24 protein-coding genes and 1 pseudogene are annotated in these 25114 nt (G+C 73.4%); 3 read left to right on the forward strand and 22 right to left on the reverse strand.

Annotation, left to right across the window (positions count from 1 at the left end):
* Positions 1-10: 10 nt before the first annotated feature.
* From whiA to AB0H71_RS22845, 5 genes are all read right to left on the reverse strand, one after another.
* On the reverse strand, positions 11-994 hold the full coding sequence (gene whiA / locus AB0H71_RS22825) for a DNA-binding protein WhiA (RefSeq protein WP_357024286.1): 984 nt from the start codon (positions 992-994) through the stop codon (positions 11-13).
* On the reverse strand, positions 985-2055 hold the full coding sequence (yvcK, locus tag AB0H71_RS22830; protein WP_357024289.1) for a uridine diphosphate-N-acetylglucosamine-binding protein YvcK: 1071 nt from the start codon (positions 2053-2055) through the stop codon (positions 985-987). The genes whiA and yvcK overlap by 10 nt, the downstream gene beginning before the upstream one ends.
* Entirely contained in the window at positions 2052-3002 is a 951-nt protein-coding gene (gene rapZ / locus AB0H71_RS22835) for an RNase adapter RapZ (RefSeq protein ID WP_357024292.1), read from the reverse strand. The genes yvcK and rapZ overlap by 4 nt, the downstream gene beginning before the upstream one ends.
* A 142-nt stretch (positions 3003-3144) precedes the next feature.
* A complete protein-coding gene (uvrC, locus tag AB0H71_RS22840; RefSeq protein WP_357024295.1) occupies positions 3145-5214 on the reverse strand; it encodes an excinuclease ABC subunit UvrC in 2070 nt (689 codons plus the stop codon).
* A 41-nt stretch (positions 5215-5255) separates the two neighbouring features.
* A complete protein-coding gene (locus tag AB0H71_RS22845; protein ID WP_357024554.1) occupies positions 5256-5930 on the reverse strand; it encodes an HAD-IA family hydrolase in 675 nt (224 codons plus the stop codon).
* A gap of 124 nt (positions 5931-6054) precedes the next feature.
* Between AB0H71_RS22845 and ggt the strand changes: the two genes are divergently transcribed.
* Positions 6055-7992, forward strand: coding sequence for a gamma-glutamyltransferase (gene ggt / locus AB0H71_RS22850; protein ID WP_357024298.1), 1938 nt, complete (start codon positions 6055-6057; stop codon positions 7990-7992).
* On the opposite strand, the gene AB0H71_RS22855 is transcribed toward ggt, so the two are convergent.
* From AB0H71_RS22855 to rpe, 5 genes are all read right to left on the reverse strand, one after another.
* Positions 7993-8475, reverse strand: a complete 483-nt coding sequence (locus AB0H71_RS22855) for a PH domain-containing protein (RefSeq protein WP_357024301.1) — start codon at positions 8473-8475, stop codon at positions 7993-7995. It lies immediately after the preceding gene.
* 2 nt (positions 8476-8477) lie between these two features.
* A complete protein-coding gene (ribH, locus tag AB0H71_RS22860) occupies positions 8478-8957 on the reverse strand; it encodes a 6,7-dimethyl-8-ribityllumazine synthase (protein ID WP_357024303.1) in 480 nt (159 codons plus the stop codon).
* 13 nt (positions 8958-8970) lie between these two features.
* Positions 8971-10215 (reverse strand): bifunctional 3,4-dihydroxy-2-butanone-4-phosphate synthase/GTP cyclohydrolase II, encoded by a 1245-nt coding sequence (locus AB0H71_RS22865; protein ID WP_357024306.1) that lies wholly within the window; start codon positions 10213-10215, stop codon positions 8971-8973.
* 87 nt (positions 10216-10302) lie between these two features.
* Positions 10303-10914 carry a riboflavin synthase gene (locus tag AB0H71_RS22870; protein ID WP_357024309.1) on the reverse strand — a complete coding sequence of 204 codons (612 nt, stop codon included), beginning with the start codon at positions 10912-10914 and terminating at the stop codon, positions 10303-10305.
* 60 nt (positions 10915-10974) lie between these two features.
* Entirely contained in the window at positions 10975-11640 is a 666-nt protein-coding gene (gene rpe / locus AB0H71_RS22875; RefSeq protein ID WP_357024557.1) for a ribulose-phosphate 3-epimerase, read from the reverse strand.
* A 111-nt stretch (positions 11641-11751) separates the two neighbouring features.
* Between rpe and AB0H71_RS22880 the strand changes: the two genes are divergently transcribed.
* Together AB0H71_RS22880 and AB0H71_RS22885 are read left to right on the forward strand one after the other, a co-directional pair.
* Positions 11752-12174: an ATP-binding protein gene (locus AB0H71_RS22880; protein WP_067657030.1), complete on the forward strand. Its 423-nt coding sequence runs from the start codon at positions 11752-11754 to the stop codon at positions 12172-12174.
* A gap of 14 nt (positions 12175-12188) precedes the next feature.
* On the forward strand, positions 12189-13121 hold the full coding sequence (locus AB0H71_RS22885; protein WP_357024312.1) for an RNA polymerase sigma factor SigF: 933 nt from the start codon (positions 12189-12191) through the stop codon (positions 13119-13121).
* Here AB0H71_RS22885 and AB0H71_RS22890 read toward each other — a convergent pair whose 3' ends face one another.
* The 12 genes and pseudogenes from AB0H71_RS22890 to mihF all read right to left on the reverse strand — a co-directional run bounded on the left by AB0H71_RS22890 (position 13122) and on the right by mihF (position 24990).
* On the reverse strand, positions 13122-13463 hold the full coding sequence (locus tag AB0H71_RS22890) for an MmcQ/YjbR family DNA-binding protein (protein ID WP_357024315.1): 342 nt from the start codon (positions 13461-13463) through the stop codon (positions 13122-13124).
* Between the two features lie 56 nt (positions 13464-13519).
* Positions 13520-14848 (reverse strand): annotated as a pseudogene (locus tag AB0H71_RS22895) (transcription antitermination factor NusB); the annotation flags it as partial.
* 368 nt (positions 14849-15216) lie between these two features.
* Positions 15217-16140, reverse strand: coding sequence for a methionyl-tRNA formyltransferase (gene fmt, locus AB0H71_RS22900; protein ID WP_357024318.1), 924 nt, complete (start codon positions 16138-16140; stop codon positions 15217-15219).
* Complete coding sequence (gene def / locus AB0H71_RS22905; protein WP_357024321.1) at positions 16140-16685, reverse strand: peptide deformylase; 546 nt, start codon at positions 16683-16685, stop codon at positions 16140-16142. The genes fmt and def overlap by 1 nt, the downstream gene beginning before the upstream one ends.
* Before the next feature lie 60 nt (positions 16686-16745).
* The gene (locus AB0H71_RS22910; protein ID WP_357024324.1) at positions 16746-17771 is read right to left on the reverse strand and encodes an alpha/beta fold hydrolase; all 1026 of its coding nucleotides are present in this window, start codon (positions 17769-17771) and stop codon (positions 16746-16748) included.
* A gap of 198 nt (positions 17772-17969) precedes the next feature.
* Complete coding sequence (locus AB0H71_RS22915) at positions 17970-18641, reverse strand: PadR family transcriptional regulator (RefSeq protein ID WP_357024327.1); 672 nt, start codon at positions 18639-18641, stop codon at positions 17970-17972.
* Between the two features lie 103 nt (positions 18642-18744).
* Positions 18745-20892 (reverse strand): primosomal protein N', encoded by a 2148-nt coding sequence (locus tag AB0H71_RS22920; RefSeq protein WP_357024560.1) that lies wholly within the window; start codon positions 20890-20892, stop codon positions 18745-18747.
* A 99-nt stretch (positions 20893-20991) separates the two neighbouring features.
* On the reverse strand, positions 20992-22215 hold the full coding sequence (gene metK, locus AB0H71_RS22925) for a methionine adenosyltransferase (RefSeq protein ID WP_357024330.1): 1224 nt from the start codon (positions 22213-22215) through the stop codon (positions 20992-20994).
* A gap of 210 nt (positions 22216-22425) precedes the next feature.
* Positions 22426-23643, reverse strand: a complete 1218-nt coding sequence (gene coaBC, locus AB0H71_RS22930; RefSeq protein WP_357024333.1) for a bifunctional phosphopantothenoylcysteine decarboxylase/phosphopantothenate--cysteine ligase CoaBC — start codon at positions 23641-23643, stop codon at positions 22426-22428.
* A gap of 22 nt (positions 23644-23665) precedes the next feature.
* The gene (rpoZ, locus tag AB0H71_RS22935; RefSeq protein ID WP_067657009.1) at positions 23666-23941 is read right to left on the reverse strand and encodes a DNA-directed RNA polymerase subunit omega; all 276 of its coding nucleotides are present in this window, start codon (positions 23939-23941) and stop codon (positions 23666-23668) included.
* Between the two features lie 135 nt (positions 23942-24076).
* Positions 24077-24661, reverse strand: a complete 585-nt coding sequence (gene gmk / locus AB0H71_RS22940; RefSeq protein WP_357024336.1) for a guanylate kinase — start codon at positions 24659-24661, stop codon at positions 24077-24079.
* A gap of 8 nt (positions 24662-24669) precedes the next feature.
* Entirely contained in the window at positions 24670-24990 is a 321-nt protein-coding gene (mihF, locus tag AB0H71_RS22945) for an integration host factor, actinobacterial type (RefSeq protein WP_067657004.1), read from the reverse strand.
* Positions 24991-25114 lie beyond the last annotated feature (124 nt).

Below are 25114 nucleotides of genomic sequence, written 5' to 3' on the forward strand. Positions count from 1 at the left end.
CTGCCGCCGGTCAGGCGTCGTCCAGCAGTTCGGCGGTCACCGCCGACTCGGTGTCCGGGATGCCCAGTTCCTTGGCCCGGCGGTCCGCCATCGAGAGCAGCCGCCGGATCCGGCCCGCCACCGCGTCCTTGGTCATCGGCGGCTCGGCGAGCTGACCGAGCTCCTCCAGCGAGGCCTGGCGGTGCTGCACCCGCAGCTTGCCCGCGGCGGCGAGATGGTCGGGCACCTCGTCGGCGAGGATCTCGAGCGCCCGCTCCACCCTGGCGGCCGCGGCCACCGCGGCGCGCGCCGAGCGGCGCAGGTTGGCGTCGTCGAAGTTGGCCAGCCGGTTGGCGGTGGCCCGCACCTCGCGCCGCATCCGGCGCTCCTCCCAGGTGAGCCTGGTGTCCTGGGCGCCCATCCTGGTGAGCAGCGCGCCGATCGCCTCGCCGTCGCGCACCACCACCCGGTCGGTGCCGCGCACCTCGCGGGCCTTGGCCGCGATGCCGAGCCGCCGGGCCGCGCCGACCAGCGCCAGCGCCGCCTCCGGGCCGGGGCAGCTCACCTCGAGCGCCGAGGAGCGCCCGGGCTCGGTGAGCGAGCCGTGCGCCAGGAACGCGCCGCGCCAGGCGGCCTCCGCGTCCCCGATGCTGCCGCCGACGACCTGCGCGGGCAGCCCGCGCACCGGGCGGCCGCGCACGTCGAGCAGCCCGGTCTGCCTGGCCAGCGCCTCGCCCTCCTTGGAGACCCGGACCACGTAGCGGCTGGTCTTGCGGAGCCCGCCCGCGCCGAGCACGTGCACATCGGAGCCGTAGCCGTAGAGCTCGAAGATCTCCCGGCGCAGCCTGCGCGCGATCGACCCCATGTCGACCTCGGCCTCGACGATCACCCGGCCACCGACGATGTGCAGCCCGCCCGCGAACCGGAGCAGCGCCGAGAGCTCTGCCTTCCTGGCGCTCACCTGCGCCACGCTGAGCCGGCTCAGCTCGTCCTTCACCTCGGCTGTCATCGCCACGAGACGCGCTCCTTTCCACCCAACCCGGGCCGCACATCCGCGCCCATGTGCCGTCCCTCGACTCGAAGCTCTGCCAGTTGCGGCCGAGGTTGCCGGATCAGCTGATCCAGTGCGGCGGCGAGCTTTCCGGGGTGATGCCGGTCGGTCCCCGCCTCGGCGACATCGGAGAAGGTTACCCGGGCGCGCAATTGCCCGGCGGCCCTGGCCAGGTGTTCGCGCTCGCGCCCCTCCGGCACCGAGCCGGAGTCCACGAGCACGTCGTCGACCCCGAAATCCGGTGCGTGCTGCGACAATACGTGCAGGTGGCGCTCGGCGGAGAAGCCCGCCGTCTCCCCCGGCTCGGCGGCGAGGTTGAGCACGAGCACCTTGCGCGCCCTGGTGTGCAGCAGCGCCTCGTGCAGCTGCGGGACCAGCACGTGCGGGATGACGCTGGTGAACCAGGAGCCGGGCCCGAGCACCACCACGTCGGCGTGCTCGATGGCCGAGACGGCGGCGGGCGCGGCGGGCGGGTCGGAGGGGATGAGCCGCACCCGGCGCACCGTGCCCGGGGTGGTGGCCACCGCGACCTGGCCGCGGATGCAGCGGCTGACCCGCGGGTCGGCCTCCAGGCCGGAGACGTCGGCCTCGATGTCGAGCGCGATCGGCGCCATCGGCAGCACCCGGCCGACGACGCCGAGCAGCCGGGCCAGCTCGTCCAGCGCGGCCACCGGGTCGCCGAGCACCTCGGTGAGCCCGGCCAGGATCAGGTTGCCGACCGAGTGCCCGGCGAGCGCGCCGGTGCCGCCGAAGCGGTGCTGCACCACCCTGGTCAGCGAGCCGCCCGCCTCGGCGGCGAGCGCGGCCAGCGCCATCCGCAGATCGCCGGGGGGCAGCATGCCGAGCTCGGAGCGCAGCCGGCCGGACGAGCCGCCGTCGTCGGCGACGGTGACCACCGCGGTCACCCGGTCGGTCAGCCTGCGCACCGCGGAGAGCGTCGCGAACAGGCCGTGCCCGCCGCCGAGCGCCGCCACCGCGAGGTCGCCGGGGGCGGGTGTGCCACCGGCATCGCCGCCCGCCGTCACTCGCGCCCCAGATCCCGGTGCACGACGCGCACGGTGTCGACCGCGCCGGACTCCTCCGCGCTGCTGGTCAGCGCGGCCAGCGCCTCCGCGATCGCCACGCTCCGATGCCTGCCTCCGGTGCAGCCGACTGCGACGGTCATGTATCGCTTCCCCTCCTGGCGGTAGCCGTTCGCGGTCAGGTTCACCAAGTGGTGACCGGTGCGCAGGTAGTCGTCCGCGCCCGGCCGCCCGAGCACGTAGTCGCGCACCATCGGCTCCTGGCCGGTGTGCTCGCGCAGCTCCGGAATCCAGTGCGGATTGGGCAGGAAGCGCACGTCGAGCACCATGTCGGCGTCGAGCGGGACGCCGTGTTTGAAGCCGAAGGACTGCACGGTGAGCTGCAGCGCCGCCGGGGTGCCGCCGCCGTAGGCCTCCTCCAGCTTGCGGTGCAGCTGGTGGATGGAGAGCTCGGTGGTGTCGATGACCAGGTCGGCGGCGTCGCGCACGGCGGCCAGCCGGACCCGCTCGGCGGCGATCCCGGCCGAGAGCGTGCCGTCGGCGCTCTCGCTCTGCAGCGGGTGCCTGCGCCGGGCGAAGCCGAAGCGGCGGATCAGCACGTCGTCCGAGGCCTCCAGGAACAGCACGCCGGTCGGCACGCCGAGCGCGTGCAGCGGCTCGGTGACGACGCCGAGGTCACCGGTGAAGAACCGGCTGCGCACATCCATCACCAGCGCCAGCTTGCGGATCGGCGGCTCGGCGGAGGCGCCGAGCTCCACCATGCGGCCGATCAGCTCGGGCGGCAGGTTGTCGGTGACGTACCACCCCAGGTCCTCCAGCACCCGGGCCGCGGTGCCGCGGCCCGCGCCGGAGAGCCCGGTCACGACCACGACCTCGACCTGCGGACGGGTGGCGCCGGAGCCGCGCTCCGGCGCCGGGTTCTCGGCATTGGTGTTGTCGACGCGTGTCATGTCCTACCGGTTCGTGTCCGACGCGACCTGCAGGAGGTCGGGTTCGCTTGGCCTCTCCGATCCGCCCGGGCCGCAGCCGGCCAGGGGCACAGGGACAACGTACGCGAAAGCGGGCACGCATTCCCCCCGCCGCGCACGGCCGTCACGGCGCGTCCTGCTCGTTGAGCACCGCGAGCACCGCCTTGGCGGTCGCGACGCCGATCCCGGGGACCTCGGTGATCTGCTCCACCGTCGCCTCCCTGAGCTTGGCCACCGAGCCGAAATGGGTGACCAGCGCGGTGCGCCTGGCATCGCCGAGGCCGCGCACGGAGTCCAGCGCCGAGGCCGTCATCCGCCGGGAGCGCTTGCTCCGGTGGAAGGTGATGGCGAAGCGGTGGGCCTCGTCACGCACCCGCTGCAGCAGGAACAGCGCCTCGCTGTTGCGCGGCAGGATCACCGGGTCCGGCTCGCCCGGCACCCAGACCTCCTCCAGCCGCTTGGCCAGCCCGATCACCGCCACGTCGGTGATGCCCATGTCGTCGAGCACCTCGGCGGCGGCCGCCACCTGCGGGGCGCCGCCGTCGACCACGTACAGGTTCGGCGGGTAGGCGAAGCGGCGCGGCTTGCCGGTGTTCGGGTCGATCCCGGGCCGCGAGGTGGGCGTCTCGTCGGCGGGCAGGCCGTTCCGGTCGAAGGTCCCCGAGCCGGGGGCCTCCGGCGCGTCGGCGTCCGGCACCGGCTCGCCGTCCAGCTCGGCGGCGGCCTCCTCGCGGTCCTTGCGCAGCCGGTAGAAGCGGCGGCGGGTGACCTCGGCGATACTGCCGACATCGTCGGAGCGGCCCTCGCCGGCCGCCTCCTTGATGGCGAAGTGCCGGTACTCGGACTTGCGCGCCAGCCCGTCCTCGAACACCACCAGCGAGGCCACCACGTCGGTGCCCTGCACGTGGCTGATGTCGACGCACTCGATGCGCAGCGGCGCGGAGTCCAGCTCCAGCGCGTCCTGGATGTCCTGCAGCGCGGCCGAGCGCGAGGTGAGGTCGCCCGCGCGCTTGAGCTTGTGCTGGGCCAGCGCCTCGGCGGCGTTCCGCTGCACCGTCTCGGCCAGCGCCTTCTTGTCGCCGCGCTGCGGCACCCGGACCCGCACGGCGGCGCCGCGCAGCCTCCCGAGCCACTCCTGCACCTCGTCCACGTCGGTGGGGAGCTCGGGGACGAGCACCTCGCGCGGCACCGCGGAGCCGGACTGCCCGTCCGGGGTCTGCCCGGCGACGGCGGCCTCCTCGCCGTAGAACTGGGTGAGGAACTGCTCGACCAGGGCGGCCAGCTCGCCGCCGGCGTCCGCGACGTCCACCGCGTCGCCGGACTTGTCCACCACCCAGCCGCGCTGGCCGCGCACCCGGCCGTCGCGGACGTGGAAGATCTGCACCGCGACCTCGAGTTCGTCGGTGGCGAAGGCGATCACATCCGCGTCGGTGCCGGTGCCGAGCACCACCGCCTGCTTCTCCATGGCCCGGCGCAGCGCCCGCACGTCGTCGCGGAGCCGGGCGGCCAGTTCGAAATCCAGGTCGTCGGAGGCGTCGTGCATGCGGCGCTCCAGCTGCTTGACCATCTTGTCGGTGCGGCCGGCCAGGAAGTCGCAGAAGTCGTCGACGATGTCGCGGTGCTGGCCCGGGGTGACCCGGCCGACGCACGGCGCCGAGCACTTGTCGATGTAGCCGAGCAGACACGGCCTGCCGATCTGGTTGTGCCGCTTGAAGACCCCGTTCGAGCAGGTGCGCGCCGGGAAGACCCGGAGCAGCAGGTCGAGCGTTTCCCGGATGGCCCAGGCGTGCGCGTACGGGCCGAAGTAGCGGACGCCCCTGCGCCGCGCGCCGCGGTAGACGAAGAGCCGGGGGAACTCCTCGTTCAGCGTCACCGCGAGCACCGGGTAGGACTTGTCGTCCCGATACCGGACATTGAAGCGCGGGTCGAACTCCTTGATCCAGTTGTACTCCAGCTGCAGCGCCTCCACCTCGGTGGAGACGACGGTCCACTCCACGCTCGCGGCGGTGGTGACCATCTGCCTGGTCCGGGGGTGCAGCGAGGCGATATCGGCGAAGTACGAGTTCAGCCGGGAGCGCAGGCTCTTGGCCTTGCCGACGTAGACGACCCGGCCGTGGACGTCACGGAACTTGTAGACGCCGGGTTCCACCGGAATGGTGCCCGGCGCGGGCCGGTACGTCGCGGGATCTGCCACGGACCCAGCCTATCCACGGCCTCCGACAGGCCGAGCGCCGCTCAGGGCTGCCGCACTCCGTGCGCGGCGAGCGCGGCCAGCAGCGCCGCGGGCCGCTCGGCGGTCGGCAGCGGCGGCACCTCGGCGAAGGCGCAGCCGAGCGCGGTGGCGCCGCCGTCCGCCTCGGCGCTGTCGCCGATCATGAGCGTGCGCTCCGGGGCCGCGCCGAGCGCCCGCAGCGCCGCCTCGAAGATGCCCGGCTCCGGCTTCACCGCGCCCACCTCGTAGGAGAGCGTGAAGGCGCGCACCAGCCGGTCCCAGCCCCGCGCGGCGAAGGCCGGGCGCAGGTCGAAGGCGATATTGCTGACCACCGCGACCGGAATGTCGTGGGCGGCGAGTAGCTCGAGCGCGGCGCCGGTGTCGGGGTACGGCTGCCACTCGGCCGGGTCGATGAGCCGCTCGTAGAGCCGGGTGGCCTGCTCGGTGTCGGGGACACCGCTGGCCAGCAGCACCGTCAGGTAGGCCGCGCGGTGCAGCGCCGGATCCAGGTCGCGGTGCGCCCAGGCGTGTGCGCCCGCCGCGTCCAGCTCGACCGTGCGGCCCACCGGCGCCGTCATCCGGCGCATGATCTCCGCCGTCTCGTGCACGTCGAACGGCGCACCGCCCGGGTGCACCAGGTCCGCGTACCAGGACTCGTCCTCCTCCAGCCGGAACAGCGTGCCGGAGAAGTCGATCATCACCGCCTCGATCGCCACCCGTCCGAGGCTACCGACCGCAGAATGCGCCCGCGCCCTCCCCGCGGCCCTCCCGATACCGGGAAGATGCCCGCGGGGGCACCCGCTCCGGCGTTACAGTTCCGGCATGAGGCGCGTGTGGGGAAGCTGGTCCGGCGCCACGGCGGCGCTGCTGCTGACGGTGGGGCTGGCCGCCGGGTGTTCGTCCGATGGGGAGGCCACGGGCGGCAGCTGCGTGGCGGGGCCGAACGGGACGCCGGTGACGGCGGCCGGGCCGACGGGGGGCGGCGATATCGCCACCAACCCGGAGATCGCGAGCGGCTACCGCTCCGGCATGAGCACGGTGCGGACCGCGACCTATGCCGTCTCGACCGCCAACCCGGTCGCCACCGAGGCGGCCTGCGAGGTGCTGCGCGACGGCGGCACCGCGGCCGACGCCCTGGTGGCGGCGCAGGCGGTGCTCGGGCTGGTGGAGCCGCAGGCCTCCGGCATCGGCGGCGGCGCCTTCCTGCTCTACTACGACAGGGCGAGCAACAGCCTGCGCGCCTACGACGGCAGGGAGACGGCGCCCGCGGCCGCCACCGAGAACTACCTGCGCTGGGTCAGCGACACCGAGCGCACCGAGCCCGCGCCGGACACCAGGGCCAGCGGCCGCTCGATCGGCGTCCCCGGCGTGCTGCGCATGCTCGATCAGGTGCACGCCGCGCACGGCAGCACCGGCTGGCGGGAGCTCTTCGGCCCGGCGATCACGCTGGCGGACAGCGGCTTCCCGATCAGCGCCCGGCTGGCCGGGCAGATCGCCGAGTCGGCGCCGCAGCTGGCGCGGGACGCGAACGCCCGCGGCTACTTCCTGGAGCCGGACGGCACGCCGAAGCGCGCTGGAACGGTGCTCACCAACCCCGCCTACAGCAAGACGCTGAACACCGTCGCCACCGACGGCGCCGACGCCTTCTACACCGGCGCGCTGGCGGCGAACCTGGTCGACGCGGCGCGCGCGGGCTCCGGCGGCCGCACCCCGAGCCTGATCAGCACCGAGGACCTGGCGAACTACCGGGCGGTCGAGCGCGACCCGCTCTGCACCGACTACCGCGGGCACCGGCTCTGCGGCATGCCGGCGCCGTCGTCGGGCGGGATCGCGGTGGCGGCCACGCTCGGCATCCTGGCGAACTTCGACCTCGCGGCGCTCGGCCCGGAGCACCGCGACGCGAACGGAGGCAAGCCGCGCGCCGAGGCGGTGCACCTGATCTCGGAGGCCGAGCGGCTCGCCTACGCCGACCGCAACAAGTACGTGGCCGACACCGACTTCGTTCCACTGCCAGGCAATTCGCCGCAGGCGCTGCTGAACCCGGAGTATCTGAAGCAGCGTGCCGCGCTGATCGATCCGGGGCGCAGCATGGGCACCGCGCAGCCCGGCGACTTCGGCCCGGTGCCGGTGGGCAGCGGCCCGCAGCCGCCCGAGCACGGCACCAGCCACATCTCGGTGGTGGACCGCGACGGCAATGCCGCCGCCATGACCACGACGGTGGAGTCGGCCTTCGGCTCGTTCCACATGGTCGACGGCTACCTGCTGAACAACCAGCTCACCGACTTCGCCGCCGACCCGCTCGGCACCGACGGCGCCCCGGTGGCGAACCGGCTGCAGCCGGGCAAGCGGCCGCGCAGCTCCATGAGCCCGACCCTGGTCTTCGCGCCGGGCGCGGCGGGGGCGCTCGGCGACCTGCAGCTGGTCACCGGCTCGCCCGGCGGCTCGGTGATCATCCAGTTCGTGGTGAAGACGCTGGTCGGGCTGCTGGACTGGGGCCTGGAGCCGCAGCAGGCGGTCTCCGCGGTCTCCTTCGGGGCGGGCAATACCCCGAGCACCGGAGTGGGCGGCGAGCATCCGGCGATCGACGCCACCGACGACGGCAACCGCGACCCGCTGGTGCTCCGGCTGCGCGAACTCGGGCACCAGGTGTCGGTAGCGCCGCAGACCAGCGGGCTCAGCGCCATCGTCGTGGAGGGTGGCGGGCTGGCCGGTGGCGCCGATCCGCGCCGCGAAGGTGTGGTGCTCGGCGACACCCGCTGATCAGGCGGCGGTGTACTTGGCGCCGAGTTCGCGGATGCGGTCCAGCGCGTCGACCGCGCGCTGCCCGTCGTTGGCCCGCACCGCGAGCATGGGCACGTACTCGTCGTGCTCGAGTTCGAGGCGGGCCCAGGCCTTGCGGTCCGGGAAGGAGACGCCGCGGACGTGCTCCCAGCCGAAGAGGTGGTCGCCGAGCACGTTCCGCACGGCCACGCCGCGCGGCCCGACCCGCACCCGCGGCCGGGTGAGCAGCAGCGTGGTGAGCGCGGCGAGCACCCCGATGGCGTACATGGCGATCTGATCGATCACCCGGAAGTTCACCCCGGTGAAGGCATTGCGCATGCCGGTACCCGCGATCACGAACAGGATCAGCAGCACCACCGCCACGATCCGCGCGGTGCGCACCGCCTTGCGCGGCCGCACCTCGAGATCCCAGTCCGGCTCGGGCGCCGCCGCGGCCCGGCGACGGATGCGAACCACCGGCACGGTTACGCCGATCCGCGCAGCGTGCGCAGGGTGAGCGCGGCGTCGAGCGCGGCGGCCGCCGCCTGCTCGCCCTTGTTCTCCGCGGAGCCGGGCAGCCCGGCGCGGTCCAGCGCCTGCTCCTCGGTATTCGTGGTGAGCACGCCATTGGCCACCGGGGTGCCCGCGTCCAGCGAGACCCGGGTGAGCCCGGCGGTCACCGCGTCGCAGACGTACTCGAAGTGCGGGGTGCCGCCGCGGATGACCACGCCGAGCGCGACCACCGCGTCGTGCGTGCGGGCCAGCTCCTGCGCCACCACCGGCAGCTCCATCGCGCCGGCGCAGCGGACCACGGTCACCTGCCGCACCCCGGCCTCCTTCGCCACCCGCTCGGCATTCGCCACCAGGGTGTCGCAGATGGTCGTGTGCCAGCGCGAGGCCACGATGCCGAGCCGGAGGTCGGCGGAGTCGGACAGCTCGAAGCTCGGAACGCCGGAGCCACTCATGCGGGGGTCCTTCCTACTGCGCGGTCTCGCCGAGATCCAGGTCGTCCAGCCCGACCAGATCGTGGCCCATGCGGTCGCGCTTGGTGCGCAGGTACCGCAGGTTCTCGGCGTTCGGGCGCACCGGCATCGGCACCCGCTCGCTCACGGTCAGGCCGTAGCCGTCCAGCCCGACCCGCTTGGCCGGGTTGTTGGTGAGCAGCCGCATGGAGCGCACTCCGAGGTCGACCAGGATCTGCGCGCCGATGCCGTAGTCGCGGGCGTCGGCGGGCAGCCCGAGTTCGATATTGGCGTCGACCGTGTCGCGGCCGGAATCCTGCAGCTGGTAGGCCTGCAGCTTGTGCATGAGGCCGATGCCGCGGCCCTCGTGGCCGCGCATGTAGAGCACGACGCCGCGGCCCTCGGCGGCGACGATCTCCAGCGCGGCGTCGAGCTGCGGGCCGCAGTCGCAGCGCAGCGAGCCGAAGACGTCGCCGGTGAGGCACTCCGAGTGCACCCGCACCAGCACGTCGTCGCCGTCGCCGACCTCGCCGCGGACCAGCGCGACGTGCTCGACCTCGTCGTAGATGCTCTGGTAGCCGACCGCCTGGAACGGTCCGTGCGCGGTCGGGATGCGCGCCTCCGCCACCCGGATGACCTGCTGCTCGTGCCGCCGCCGCCAGGCGATCATCTCGGCGATGGAGATCAGCGCGAGGTCGTGGTCGTCGGCGAAGACCCGCAGCTCCTCGGTGCGGGCCATGTGGCCCTCGTCCTTCTGGCTGACGATCTCGCAGATCACGCCGGCGGGGCGGAGCCCGGCCATCCGGGCCAGGTCGACCGCGGCCTCGGTGTGGCCGGGGCGGCGCAGCACGCCGCCCTCCTTGGCGCGCAGCGGGACCACGTGGCCGGGCCTGGTCAGGTCGTCGGCCTTGGCGTTCGGGTCGGCGAGCAGCCGGATGGTGGTGGCCCGGTCGGCGCCGGAGATGCCGGTGGTGATGCCCTCGCGGGCGTCCACCGAGACGGTGTACGCGGTGCCGTGCTTGTCCTGGTTCATCGCGTACATCGGCGGCAGCCCGAGCCGGTCGCAGTCCTCGCCGGTGAGCGGGACGCAGATATAGCCGGAGGTGTAGCGGATCATGAACGCCACCAGCTCGGGCGTCGCCTTCTCCGCGGCGAAGATGAGGTCGCCCTCGTTCTCGCGGTCCTCGTCGTCGACCACGACGACGGCCTTACCGGCCGCCATGTCGGCGACGGCGCGCTCGATAGTATCGAACCTGGTCACGTCTTTGCGCTCCATCGTGTTCGCCCCGCGGGGCTCGTTGCCTCACCACACTACGGCCTGCGCGGGGAGGCGTTCCGCGCCGCCCGCTCAGCCGCGCTGCTGCAACCGCTCCACGTACTTGGCGATGACGTCCACCTCGAGGTTCACGGTGGTCCCCGCCGGCGCGGTGCCGAGCGTGGTGAGCGCGAGCGTGGTGGGAATGAGCGAGACCTCGAACCAGTCGCCCTCGGCGGCCGAGCCGCCGAGCCCGGAGACGGTGAGCGAGGTGCCGTCGACGGTGATCGACCCCTTCTCGACCACGTACTTGGCGATCTCGGCGGGCAGCGAGACCCGCACGACCTCCCAGTTCTCCGACGGGGTGCGGGCGAGCACGGTGCCGGTGCCGTCCACGTGGCCCTGCACCAGGTGCCCGCCGAGCCTGCTGTTCAGCGCGGCGGCGCGCTCCAGGTTCACCCGGGAGCCGATGCCGAGCGCGCCGATGCTGGAGCGGTTCAGCGTCTCGGCCATCACGTCCACGGTGAAGGAGTCGCCCGCCACCACGTCGTCGACGACGGTCAGGCAGACGCCGTTCACCGCGATCGAATCGCCGTGCGCGGCGTCCGAGGTCACCAGCTTGCCGCGGATGGTCAGCCGGGCGGCGTCGCTGAGCCGCTCGACCGCGACGATCTCGCCGAGCTCCTCCACGATCCCTGTGAACATATGTCTCCCTCCGGGTCTACCGGTGCGAACACCCCGCACCGGGGTACGCATTCCCGCCGTTCAGCTCGCGGTGGCGGCAGCCGCCTCGGCCGCGCGGGCGCGCAGCGCGGCGACGGTGGCCGCCGGGTCCGCAGTGCCGTAGACCGCCGAGCCGGCGACGAAGCAGTCCACGCCCGCCTCGGCGGCGGCCTCGATGGTGTCGGCGTTGATGCCGCCGTCGATCTCCACCAGCAGCCGCAGCTCGCCGGAGTCGACCAGGCGGCGCACCGCCTTCGCCTTCGCCAGCACCTCGGGGATGAAGGACTGGCCGCCGAAGCCGGGCTCGACGCTCATCACCAGCAGCGTGTCGAAATCGCGCAGGATCTCCAGGTACGGCTCGATCGGGGTGCCCGGCTTGACCGAGAGCCCGGCCTTGGCGCCCGCCGCGCGGATATCCCTGGCGACGGCGACCGGGTCGTCGGTGGCCTCGGCGTGGAAGGTGACGTTGTGCGCCCCCGCCTCCGCGTACGGCGGCGCCCAGCGGCCCGGATCCTCGATCATCAGGTGGCAGTCGAGCGGGATGTCGGTGGCCTTGAGCAGGCTCTGCACGATCGGCAGGCCGAGCGTCAGGTTCGGCACGAAGTGCGCGTCCATCACGTCCACGTGCAGCCAGTCCGCACCGGCCACCGCCCTGGTCTCGGCGGCCAGGTTGGCGAAATCGGCGGAGAGGATGGACGGGGCGATCATCGGCCGGTCGGGGCGGGAGAAGGTCGGAGTGGACACAGCGCGGAGTGTATCGGCCGCGCCTCGCGCCGGTCCGCGCGGTTGTGCCGCGCCACGGGTGGGTAACCTCTGGGCGTGATCAACATTTCGGCGGAGAAGGGGATATACAGCACCCCGGTGGAGATCAGGGTGGCAGCCGCGGTCTCGCAGCTGCCCATCGTGCGCGGGCTCGCCGAAACACTGGTGCTGCTCAGCGAATTCACGCTGGACGAGGTGGCCGACGTCCGGCTCGCGGTGGACGAGGTGTGCTCGAACCTGATCGAGGTCGCGGCGCCCGACAGCTACCTCAACTGCCGCTTCGTGGTCGGCGAGACCGACCTGCTCGTGCACGTGAGCGGGCTGGCGGCGACCGAGGGGCTACCCGATCAGCGCAGCTTCGGCTGGCACGTGCTGCGCACCCTCGCCGATTCCGTGGAAGCACACCAGGGTCCGTTCGACGCGACCGCCTCCGGATACCCGACGTGGGTCGAATTCCGTCGGGTCCGGGGCAAGGCGTGACGGACGGGCGGCCCGTGTTCGAGCCTCGTGACGGGTCCGGCGCGGACGCCGAGCCGGAGCCGGGCACGCTGCGGCAGCCCGGCCCGGATCCGGCCGCGGCGGCCACCGGCGAGGCCGCCGTGGACGATCCGGAGGAAGACGAGCTCGGCGGCGAGGACGACGCGGTCGAGGAGTACGGCGCCAAGGGCTCGGTCCCCGGCTACGACGATGTCGCCGCGCTCTTCGGCGACCTGGCGGCGACCGAGCCCGGTACCGCGCGGCACGCGACGGTGCGCGCGGAGCTGATCAACCGCTGCATCCCGCTCGCCGATCACATCGCGCGCAAGTTCAGCGGGCGCGGCGAGCCCTTCGACGACCTCACCCAGGTGGCCAGGGTCGGGCTGGTGCACGCCGTCGACCGCTTCGACGTCTCCCGCGGCTCCAACTTCCTCTCCTTCGCGGTGCCGACCATCATGGGCGAGGTCCGCCGCTACTTCCGGGACAACACCTGGGCCATGCGGGTGCCGCGCCGGGTCAAGGAGACGCACCTGCGGATCGGCGCGGCGATCGACTCGCTCTCGCAGACGCTCGGCCGCTCCCCCACCGCCAAGGAGATCGCCGCCGAGCTCGGCGTCGACCCGGACGAGGTCACCCAGGCGGTGATCGCGGGCAACGCCTACCAGCCCAGCTCCATCGACGCCGCCTCGCTGGGCCGGGACACCGAGGCCTCGCTGCTGGACACGCTCGGCGAGGAGGAGTCGCAGTTCGACCGGGTCGAGGAGTACGTGGCGATCCGGCCGCTGCTGGCCGGGCTGCCGGAGCGCGAGCGGCGCATCCTCACCATGCGGTTCTTCGAGTCCATGACGCAGACCCAGATCGCACAGCGGATGGGGATCTCGCAGATGCACGTCTCCCGGATCCTGGCCAAGACGCTGGCCCGGCTGCGCGAGCAGACCGCGCGCGAGTAGTCACCCCGCGCGCTCTGTACGCAGCTTCGCCGGGGCCGCCTGCCACCACGCGCCGTCCACCAGCTCCGCGAGCTGCGCCCGGTCGATCTTCGCCAGGTCGACCAGGATGCTCGCGTAGCCGTCGTAGTGCGGCGTGCTGAAGAAGGCCGGGTCGCCGGAGGCGAGCAGCGCCTCCTTCTCCGCCATCGAGCAGCGCAGCATGACCGCGCCCTCGGCCTCGGTGCGCAGCCGCGCGAAGCCCTTGCCGCCCGCCTTCAGCGCCGGGGTGCGGTACCAGGTGCTCTCCTCGACGCCGGGCAGCTCGCTGGCGAGCGCGACGACGTCCTCCCAGGTGCAGGTCATGCGGTTCAGTGTGCCCGGTCGCCGCGCGCGCCGGATTGGACGAATGGAACGCGCGGTCAGGTGGGCTTGCGCAGCGCTGCCAGGAACATGGCGTCGGTGCCGTGCCGGTGCGGCCAGAGCTGGGCGGCCGGGCCGTCGCCGGTGTCGGTGACGCCGGGGAGCAGCGCCGGGGTGTCCAGTTCCAGCGCGCCGGTGCGGCGCACCACGTCGCCGACCACGGCTGTGGTCTCGGCCAGGTGCGGTGAGCAGGTGGAGTACAGCACCACGCCGCCGGGGCGCAGCAGCTCGTACGCGGCGGTGAGCAGTTCGCGCTGCAGGGCGGTGAGCTCGGCGAGGTCCTCCGGGCGCCGGCGCCAGCGCGCCTCGGGGCGGCGGCGCAGCGCGCCGAGGCCGGTGCACGGGGCGTCGACCAGGATGCGGTCGTAGCCGGGGTCGAGGCCGCTGTCCCTGCCGTCCGCGACGTGCACCCGGACCGGGAGGTCGTGGGTGGCGCGGCGGACCAGCTCGGCGCGGTGCTCGGAGCGCTCGACCGCGTCCACGGTGTAGCCGTCGATGGCGGCGAGCGAGCCGAGCAGGTTCGCCTTGCCGCCGGGGCCCGCGCACAGGTCGAGCCAGCGGCCGGTCTCGGGGCCGTCGAGTTCGGCGCGGGTGAGGGCGAGCGCCACCAGCTGGCTGCCCTCGTCCTGCACCGCGGCCATGCCGGCGCGGATCGGCTCGAGGTCGCCGGGGTCGCCGCCTTCGTCCAGGTAGACGGCGTACGGGGACCAGCGGCCCTCGGTGCCGCCGGTGACGAGGGCGAGTTCCTCGGCGGTGATGTCGCCGGGGCGGGCCACCAGGTGCACCGCGGGGCGGGCGTCGTCCGCTGCCAGCGCGGCGGCGAGCTCGCCCGCCCGTGCGCCGAGCGCGTCAGCGAAGGACTGGGCGATCCAGCGCGGGTGCGCGTGTTCGAAGGCGAGGTGGGCGACCGGGTCGGCCGGGGCCAGCTCCGCGATCCACTCCGCCAGCGTGCGGTTCGCGGCCTTGCGCAGCACCGCGTTCACGAAGCCCGCCTTGCCCGCGCCGTGTTCGGCGCGGACCAGGGCCACCGAGGTGTCCACGGCGGCGTGCGCGCCGATTCTGGTGCGCAGCAGCTGGTAGACGCCGAGCCGGAGGACGTCGAGCAGGTCACCGTCGATCTCGTCGATCCGGCGGGCCGCCGCCGCCTCGATCACCGCGTCGAGCTGGCCGCGGGCGCGGCTCGTGCCGTACGCGAGTTCCGTCGCGAGGGCGGCGTCCCTTCCGGTCAGCCGGTAGCGGCGGAGCAGCGCCGGGAGCGCGAGGTTCGCGTAGGCGTCGCGTTCGCGCACGTCGCGCAGGAGGTCTCGGGCCGCCTGACGCGGAGCGTCCTCCGGCCCGCCGGAGCGTCTCGCGCTCCCCCGGACCCCGGACCGCCGCTCATCCCCGCGCCCGCCCCGGTTGTCGGCACCTCGATCACCGGCCCGGTCGCGGCGACGATCGTCGCCGGAATTCGCGGCTGCGCCGCGATGACCGCCGCCTTGGCGGCGCCCACCGCCACCTTCTGCAAAGGCCGCTTTCGGGCGACGAACGTCGCCCGGCCGGTCGCGGTCCGGGGCGCGCCGACTGCTCGCGTCGCGGCGGTCATCGGCACCTCGGTCGCCGGGGTTCGCGGCTGCGCCGCGGGAAGTGCTGCCGCTACGGCGGGACTCGCCGGTCGGGCGACGTTCGTCGCCGGAACGGTCACGCTCGGCGCCGCTCATTCGACGACCGTCCCGGCGCCGAGCCGCGCCCCGCGCGCCCAGTCGAGCGCGGGCATCATGCGCTTCCCCTGCGGCTGCACCTGGCCGAGGCGAACGGCGGTGGTGGCGGTGCCGATGTAGACCCCGTCCTTGCGCACATCGACGGCGCCGACCGGCAGTTCGTCCGCGACGAGCTCGACGGGCCCGAGCTTCAGCCGGGCCGAGTCGACGAGGGTCCAGGCGCCGGGCGCGGGGGTGACGGCGCGGATCCGGCGGCCGACATTGAGCGCGGGCTGATCCCAGCGCACCCGCCCCGCCTCGGGCGCGAGCTTGGGCGCGTAGGAGACGCCGTCCGAGCTCTGCGGCACCGCCGTCAAGGTCCCGTCCTCGATCCCGTCGAGCGTGGTGGCGAGCAGATGCGCCCCGCTCACGGCGAGCTTCTCCAGCAGAGTCCCCGCGGTGTCGCTGACCTCGATCTTCTCGGTGATCACGCCGAACACCGGCCCGGTGTCGAGCCCGGCCTCGATGCGGAAGGTGGAGGCGCCGGTGATCTCGTCCCCGGCGTCCAGGGCGGCCTGCACCGGCGCCGCCCCGCGCCACGCCGGCAGCAGCGAGAAGTGCAGGTTGATCCAGCCGTGCGGCGGAATGCCGAGAATCCGCTCCGGCAGCAGCGCACCGTAGGCGACCACGGGGCAGCAGTCCGGTGCCAGGGCGGTGAGCTGCTCGACGAACTCCGGCTCCCCCGGCTTGCGCGGCGTGAAGACCGGGATCCCGTGCTCGTCGGCGAGCAGCGCCACCGGCGACCTGCTCACCTTGCGCCCCCGCCCGGCGACGGCATCGGGCCTGGTGAGCACCCCGGCCACCGTGTGCCGCGGCGACTCGAGCAGCGCGCGCAGCGCCGGAACGGCGGGTTCCGGCGTCCCGGCGAAGAGCACCCGCATCAGCGACCGCCCCCGGTGCCGAGCCCGCGCGATTCCCGCACCGTGAGCCCCGCGCCGAACCAGTCCGACTCCCGGATGGTCCGCATGGCCTCCTTGCGCGCGGCCGGGTCCAGCCGGTCGAGGAAGAGCACCCCGTCCAGGTGATCGGTCTCGTGCTGCACGCACCGGGCGAGCAGCCCGTCCGCCTCGAAGGTCACGGGCGCGCCGGTGACGTCCACGCCGCTGGCTCGCAACCGCAGCGCGCGGCGCACGTCGTAGCGCACGCCGGGGATGGAGAGGCACCCCTCCGGCCCGACCTGCTCCTCCGCGCCGAGCACCTCGTAGCTCGGGTTCACCAGGTGCCCGGCCGCGTCCCCGGTGTCGTAGACGAAGACCCGCAGCCCGACCCCGATCTGCGGCGCCGCCATCCCGACCCCGCCGTCGTCGTGCATGGTGTCGGTGAGATCGTCCACCAGCCTGCGCAATTCGGCGTCGAAGGCCGGCACCTCGGCGGCCCGCGAGCGCAGGATCGGGTCGCCGAAGAGGCGAACGGGCTGGACGGTCACGGCGGGCTCCCGGGAAGACGAGACAACGGTCGTCCCATTCTAGAGAGCCCGCCCGGACGGTCAGGAGTTGCCCGCGATCACCACCTGCGGAATGCCGGTGCCGAGCGGCACCGGCGCGCACACCGGCTCCGGCGCGTGCTCCGGATCGAGCACCCCGACCAGCAGGTCCTGCACGAACGGGTCGTAGACCATGTGGAAGTGCCCGGTCAGATCGGCCGGGCAGAGGTCCTGCAGCGCGATATTGCGCGCGTTCGGCCCGTGCAGCGCGATATTGGCGAAGGGCTGGATCATCTCGTCCACCCGGCTGCCGACGGTGATGTACTCCGGTCCGGGCACGGTGTCGCCGCCCGCGTTGAGCTCGGTCATCACCGGCGAGCCCTGCGCCTGCTGCACCGCCGCCAGCGAGGTGACCCGCTCGAAGACCTGCAGCACGCCGGGGATCGCCTGGGCGATCGGCACCAGCCCGTACATGATCCCGCCGTAGCTGGGTGAGGCCAGCCCCACCCAGCGCCCGACGTACGGCGCGCCGCCGAGCTTGTTGGTGTAGTAGCGGGTCACATTGGCGCCCTGCGAGAAGCCGACCAGGTCGACCTGCGCGGCGCCGGTGGCGGCGAGCACCTGGTCCACGAAGGCGGCGAGCTGCCACCCGCTGGCGGGCAGGTCCTCGGTGCCGTAGCTCAGCGCGCCCGGCGCGCCGCCGTAGTTCAGCGCGAAGACGCAGAAGCCGGCGGCGGCGAGCCGGGGCGCGATGGCCGAGTAGTCCGAGTAGGCGGAGGAATCGGTGCCGTGCGCCAGGATCACCGGACGCGGGCGCTCGGCGTCCGGCCGGCAGCCGAAGTCGTTGGTGCCGGTCGGCACGACGCGCGGATGCTGCTTCTGGTACCAGGCCGCGGCCAGGTGATCCGGCTGCGGCGGGCCCTGCTCGGTGGGCACCTCGGCCGCCCGGAAATCGCCCGGCTGCGCGGACGCCGCCCCGTGCACCCCCGCGACGGTGCCGAGCACCGCGCTCGTCGCCACCGCCAGCACCGCGGCCCCGCGCCGCAGTTGTGACAATCCCCTGCCCCACACCCATGACAGTTGTTCCATATAACAATTCTTGCGCCCCCCAGCGCTTTTCGCGGGCTCCACGGTGCGCTTTCACACCTTCGTTACCGCGCGGTCGCCGCACCGTTGCGCAGCGGCCGGGACGCCGGTCTACGGCGCTTTGTCATGCCCCGAATTCCGGTGCCGGAGGCGGGGCCGGGAGCCGGGTATACCCGACCGTGTCCGGCCCCGCGTGCGAGGTCACTTCTCGCTCTCGGCCGCTCCGGGCTCGTCGTCCTCGGCGAGGATGCGGTACAGCGCGCGGCGGGCCTCGGTGAGGACGTCGGCCGCCTTCGCCGCCTGCGCGGGGGTGCCCGCGGCGGCGACCTGCCCGACCGCGCCCATGAGCGCGCCGACCAGCTCACGCAGATCCCGGGCGTGCGGCCCGACGTCGCCGGTGACATCCGCCCAGGGGTCGCCGAGCTCGTCCCGGTGCTCCTCGACGTAGCGCACGCCCTCCTCGGAGAGCTTCGCGGTCTTGCGGCCGGAGACCTTCTCGATGACGATCAGCCCCTCGTCCTCGAGCTGCGCCAGCGCCGGGTAGATCGAGCCGGGGCTCGGACGCCAGACGTCCTCGCTGCGCTCCCGGATCCGCTGGATCAGCTCGTAGCCGTGCATGGGCCGCTCGGTGAGCAGCAGCAGGACCGCGGCGCGCACGTCACCGCGCCTGCCCCGGCCGCCGCGACCGCGACCGCGGCCGAAACCGGGCCCGAAGCCGGGGCCGAAACCGCCGGGACCGGGACCGAAACCGGGACCGAACTCCGGCCCGGGGCCGAAGCCGTGCCTGCCGCCGCGGCGGAAGTGCCCGCGACCCCGTTCGAACGGGGGGCGGGGCGCACGCGGGCCGAATTCTCCGTGCAGTGGGTGTTCCATGATTGCCTCCTCGGCATCTCGTGTTCATTTCACAGTATCGACGATATATCGACAATAGATCGAACGCAAGGGTGCCGTGGGTTGTTCCCGGGGGTGTGCTTCGTCAGCCGATGTCGACGGGGTCGATCTGGACGCGCAGCGGGGCGTCCGAGCGCTGCGTGCTGCGCACGGCCTGGGCGGCGGTGAGCGCACGGGCCAGCGCGGCGCCGCCGGAGCGCGGCACCCGGAGCAGGAGCCGCTCGACCGGGGCGCTGCTGTCCGCGGCGAAGGGCGGGCGCGCGCTCTCCGGCAGCGGGACCGGGCCGAGCACCTGCACCCCGTCGGGAAGCGCTGTCGCGGCGAGCAATTCGGCGACCGAGGCGGCGGTGCCGTCGACGGCGGCGAGCCGGACGGCGGGCGGGAAACCGACCTCGGCGCGCGCCGCGAGCTCGGCGCGCGCGTGCCCGACCGGGTCCCAGCGCACCAGCGCCTGCACCGTCGGCACGGCCGGGTCGGCCATCACGATCACCCGGCCGTGCGGGCGGACCAGCGCGGCCGCGGCGGTCCAGCGGCGCAGCGTGTCCTCGGTGGCGCGCAGGTCGGCGCGGGTGAGCAGGGCCCACCCGTCGAGCAGCAGCCCGACGCCGTAGCCGCCGCGCACCCGCGGCTCGGCGCCGACCGTGGCGACCACGACCTGCGGGCCCGGCTCGACGCTGTCGAGCACCGCTCCCCCGCCGGAGCCGCGGATCGGCACGTCGGGGAAGGCGCGGCCCAGCTCCTCCGCGGTGCGCTGCGCGCCGATCACCACCGCGCGCAGCGCGCGGGCGGCGCAGACCGGGCAGCGGAAGGCCGCCTCGGTGCTGCCGCACCAGCGGCAGGCCGGGCTGTGTGCGCCGTCGCCGGCGTGCTCGGGCAGCGCGAGCGGGCCGTTGCAGCGGCGGCAGCGGGCGGGGGTGCGGCAGCGGGCACAGGCCAGGGCCGGGACGTACCCGCGGCGCGGGACCTGCACCAGCACCGGCGCGCCCTCCTTCAGCGCCGCGCGGGCGGCCGCGAAGGCGACGCCGGGGATGCGGACGGCCCTGGCCACGGGGTCGCGCTCCAGGGCGATATCGCTGTCGCCCGGTGCGCTGATGTGCGGGGTGTGCTCGCGGAGCACGGCGCGGTCGGCGACCAGGTCGTGGGCCCAGCCGGAGTCGACCACGGCCTGGATCTCCGCGGTGCGGGCGAAGCCGGCGGCGACGAAGGCGGCGCCGGTTTCGTGTGCCCGGAGCAGGGCGACCTCGCGGGCGTGCGGGTAGGGGGCGCGGGGTTCGGCGAAGGTGTCGTCGCCGTCGTCCCAGATCGCGATCAGGCCGAGGTTTCGCACGGGGGCGAAGACGGCGCTTCTCGTGCCGACGACCACCGTCGCGGTGCCGCGCAGGGCCGCCAGCCAGCGGCGGTACCTGGCCGAGGGGCCGAGGCCCGCTGCCAGGCCGACCACTCGGTCGCCGAGGAGGGGTTGGCATTCGGCGAGGACGCGGTCGAGGTCGCGTTGGTCGGGGACCAGGAGGAGGGTGCCGCGGTTCGTGGCGTCGGTCAGGGCGGCGAGTTCCGCGAGGCGGCGGGGCCAGTTCTCGCCCGGGAGGGCCTGCCAGGCGGCGCGCGGGTTTCGCTGTGCGGTTATCGCGGTCAGGAAGGCCGGGCCGTGGGTGTAGCGGGACCACGCCGCTTCGTCGATCTGCGGGTTTCGCGTCGACGTCCCGTCGGTATCGCCGCCTACCTCGCCCGGTCCCCGCTCGGCGAATTGCGCGGTTTGCGGCGAATCATGCGGTGCTGCGGTGACTTCGGGGGGAGCGGCGGGGGTGGCTGCCTCCGCCGCGGCGGAGTTCGTCTCTGCGAGGGAGTCGGCCTCTGTGGCAGCAGCATCGTCTTCGTTGGAGACAGCTACGGCAGCACCGACCTTCGGCGCCTTCGCTTCGGTGCGGGCGTGGCGGGGCGGAATGGCGAGGCGGAGTACGTCGGCGCGGGTGCCGGCGTAGCGCGCGGCGACGGCGCGGACCAGACGTTCGATCTCGGGGGTGAGCACCTGCTCGGGTGAGACCACCCGCTCGAGGGGGCGCAGGGTTCCCTCGTGGTCACTGCGGTCGAGGCGGGCGAGCAGGTACCCGTCGACCAGGCGCCCGGCGAAGCGGATGCGCACCCGGACGCCGGGTCGCGCCACCGCGTCGTACTCGGGCGGGATCAGATAGTCGAAGTCGCGGTCCAGGTGGGCGGGGGTGAGCAGGGGCAGCACCCGCGCGACCGGGCCCGCACCGGGGTGCCCCGGGCGCGGACCGTCCGCCGTGGCGGCGGCACGGTCCGCGTCGGGTTCGTCCACTCCGGCTCGGCGGGCCTACAGCCCGGCGGCGGCGCGCAGCTTGTCCGCGCGGTCGGTGTGCTCCCAGGGCAGATCGATGTCGGTGCGGCCGAAGTGGCCGTACGCGGCGGTCTGCGCGTAGATCGGGCGCAGCAGGTCCAGGTCGCGGATGATGGCGCCGGGACGCAGGTCGAAGACCTCGTTGATGGCCGCGGTGATCTTGGCCGGGTCGGTCTTCTCGGTGCCGAAGGTCTCCACGAAGAGCCCGACCGGGGCGGCCTTGCCGATGGCGTAGGCGACCTGCACCTCGATCTTGTCGGCCAGCCCCGCCGCGACCACGTTCTTGGCGACCCAGCGCATGGCGTACGCGGCCGAGCGATCCACCTTCGACGGATCCTTGCCGGAGAAGGCGCCGCCGCCGTGCCTGGCGAAGCCGCCGTAGGTGTCGACGATGATCTTGCGGCCGGTGAGCCCGGCATCGCCCATCGGCCCGCCGAGCACGAAGCGGCCGGTGGGGTTGACCAGCAGCCGGACATTCGAGATGTCCAGCGTGGGCAGCGCCAGGTCGGCGAGCACGGTGTCGACGACCTTCTCCCGGATATCCGGCGTGAGCAGGTTGTCCAGGTCGATGTCGGCGGCGTGCTGGGTGGAGACCACCACGGTGTCCAGCCGGACCGCGCGGTCGCCCTCGTACTCGATGGTGACCTGGGTCTTGCCGTCCGGGCGCAGGTAGGGCAGCACGCCGGTCTTGCGGACCTCGGTGAGCCTGCGGGAGAGCCGGTGCGCGAGCGCGATCGGCAGCGGGAGCAGCTCGGGGGTGTCGGTGTTCGCGTACCCGAACATCAGCCCCTGGTCGCCCGCGCCCTGCCGGGCGATCTCGTCCTCGGTGGACTCGGCGCCGCCGCCGGTGCGGACCTCGTGCGAGGTGTCGACGCCCTGCGCGATCTCCGGCGACTGCGCGCCGATGGCGATGTTCACGCCGCACGAGTTGCCGTCGAAACCCTTTGCGGAGGAGTCGTACCCGATCTCCAGGACCTTCTCCCGGACGATCTTCGGGATGTCCGCGTACGCGGAGGTGGTCACCTCGCCGGCCACGTGCACCTGGCCGGTGGTGACCAGGGTCTCCACCGCGACCCGGCTGCGCGGATCCTCGGTGAGCAGCGCGTCGAGGATGGAATCGCTGATGGCGTCACAGATCTTGTCCGGATGACCCTCGGTGACGGACTCACTGGTGAACAGGCGGCTGCCAGACGTCGGCACAGTTGTTCCCTTCCCCTCACGGGTTGCTCGGTCGGTCTGCGACAGTAGCGGTGTCCCGCCGGTGCGCAAGCCTTCTACTCAGACTATTCCAAAGAGGTGACACCGCGGGGAGGCCCGGCTCCGCTCCGGCACCCCTCCGTCGAGAGGCGGGAGCGGCCGGGAAACTTCCCGGAGATCCGCCGCCGCGCCCGCGGTCGTTCCGGTGCGGATTCAGCGCAACAGCGGGCCGAGTGCGTCCAGCACCCGGCTGGCCAGCAATGCCTTGGAGCCGTGGTCGAGCGACTGCTCGGTACCGTCGGCGCCGAGCAGCCAGCCGTCGTTGGTGTCGACCTCGAAGGCCTTACCCTCGCCGACGGCGTTCACAACAAGAAGATCGCAGCCCTTGCGCGCGAGCTTGGCGCGGGCGTGGGTGAGCACGTCGCCGTGCTCGTCCCCGGTCTCGGCGGCGAAGCCGACGATCGCGGTACCGGGCAGCTGGCCGTCGCGGCGGGACTGCACCAGCCCGGCCAGGATGTCCTCGTTCTTGGTCAGCGGAATGACGTCCGGCTCGCCGGCGCCCTTCTTGATCTTCGCGGTGGCGACGCTGGTCGGGCGGAAGTCGGCGACCGCGGCGGCCATGATCACCGCGTCGGCGCCGACCGAGTGCTTCTCCACGGCGGTCTTCAGCTGGTCGGCGGTGGTGATGTGGACCAGGTCGACGGCGGCGGGCGGGGCCATCTCGATGGTGTTGCCCGCGATCAGCGTGACCAGCGCGCCGCGCTGCGCGGCGACCCGGGCCAGCGCGTACCCCTGCTTGCCGGAGCTGCGGTTGCCGAGGAAGCGCACCGGGTCCAGCGGCTCCCTCGTCCCGCCCGCGGTGATCACCAGGCGGCGGCCCTCCAGGTCGCGCGGGACGGCGTCGGGGCGCTCCAGCAGCAGCGTCGCGAGGCCGAAGATCTCCTCCGGCTCGGGCAGCCGGCCCGGGCCGGTGTCGGTGCCGGTGAGCCGGCCCGCGGCCGGCTCCATCACGACGGCGCCGCGGCTGCGCAGCGTCTCCACGTTCGCGACGGTGGCCGGGTGCTGCCACATCTCGGTGTGCATGGCCGGCGCGAACAGCACCGGACATCGGGCGGTGAGCAGGGTGGCGGTGAGCAGGTCGTCGGCGCGGCCGGAGGCGGTGCGCGCCATCAGGTCGGCGGTGGCGGGGGCGATCACCACCAGCTCGGCCTCCTGGCCGAGCCGGACGTGCGGCACCTCGGGCACGTCGGCGAAGACACCGGTGTGCACCGGGTTGCCGGAGAGCGCCTCGAAGGTGGCCTTCCCGACGAACTGCAACGCCGATTCGGTGGGGATCACCCGCACCGAATGGCCGGTCTCGGTGAACCGCCGGACGAGTGCGCAGGCCTTGTAGGCCGCGATTCCCCCGCCGACGCCGACGACGATCCGCATGGTTACTCCGCTCCCGCCGGGTTCACTCGCCTTCGGAGTGCTCGAGCAGGTCCGAGTGGATCTCGCGCATGGCCACGGAGAGCGGCTTCTCCTGCAGGCCGGGCTCGACCAGCGGGCCGACGTACTCGAGGATGCCGTCACCGAGCTGGTTGTAGTAGTCGTTGATCTGGCGCGCGCGCTTCGCCGCGTAGATGACCAGCGCGTACTTCGACGAGGTGCGCTCGAGCAGCTCGTCGATCGGGGGGTTGGTCAGACCGACCGGGGTGTCGTAGGCGGGCGCGGCGGTGGTGTCGGTCACTGGAGGAGACTCCTGCGTTCTCGGTAGGCGGAAAGTTCCGGCTCGCGAGAACCGGACGGGCTGAGCGGCGGGTCGGCGGGCCACCGGGGTTCTCGCGCCGTACGGCGCGAGAACCGGGTCACCGACCGGCTCGGGTCACGAGCTGGAATTCGTGCTGACGAACAACGATACCAACTGCTCACAGGCACTGGTCAGGTCGTCGTTCACGATCACGATGTCGAACTCGTCACTGGCGGCGAGTTCGATCCGCGCGGTCTCGAGCCTGCGCTCGATCACCTCGGGGGATTCCGTCCCGCGCGACCGCAGCCGGGCGACCAGCTCGTCCCAGCTCGGCGGGGCGAGGAACACCAGCAGTGCGTCCGGAATGGCCCGGCGCACCGAGCGGGCGCCCTCCAGGTCGACCTCGACCAGGACCGGGTGGCCGGCGGCCAGTGCGTCCCGCACCGGCCGGGCCGGGGTGCCCGAACGTTGGAGCCCGCCGTGGATGTCCGCCCATTCCAGGAGTTCGCCCGCCGCGATCATCGCGTCGAAATCCGCCCTGGCGACGAACCGGTAGTCGCGCCCGTCGATCTCACCGGGCCGGGGGGCCCGGGTCGTCGCCGAGACGCTGAACACCAGCTCCGGCAGCTGCTCCCGCACGCACCGTACGACCGTCGACTTCCCGACGGCCGAGGGGCCGACCAGTACTACCAGCCGACCCTTCCGCGTGTGTCCGACCACCCTCGTCGTCAGGCGTCGAAGTCGAAGCGGGCGAGCAGCGCCTTGCGCTGCCGGTCGCCCAGACCCCGGAGCCTGCGGGTGGGGGCGATCTCCAGCTCGCTCATGATCTCCGCCGCCTTGACCTTGCCGACCTTGGGCAGGGCCTCCAGCAGCGCCGACACCTTCATCTTGCCGAGAATCTCGTCGTTCTCGGCGTCCGCGAGGACCTTCTTCAGGTCGGTCCCACCACGCTTCAGGCGCTCCTTGAGCTCTGCCCGAGCGCGGCGAGCGGCAGCCGCCTTCTCCAGAGCAGCGGCGCGCTGCTCATCGGTCAGCTGGGGAAGGGCCACGGTTCCTCCGTCTCATCGTTCATTGCAACAACGACTGCCGGTAACCCGACAGTCCCAGCGACCGTACCCACGACGCCCGCCGATTGCGAACCCGCCCCCCAGGTCAGCGCATGATTCCGCGGGT

This window comes from Nocardia sp. NPDC050697, from assembly GCF_040654395.1.
Taxonomy (GTDB): domain Bacteria; phylum Actinomycetota; class Actinomycetes; order Mycobacteriales; family Mycobacteriaceae; genus Nocardia.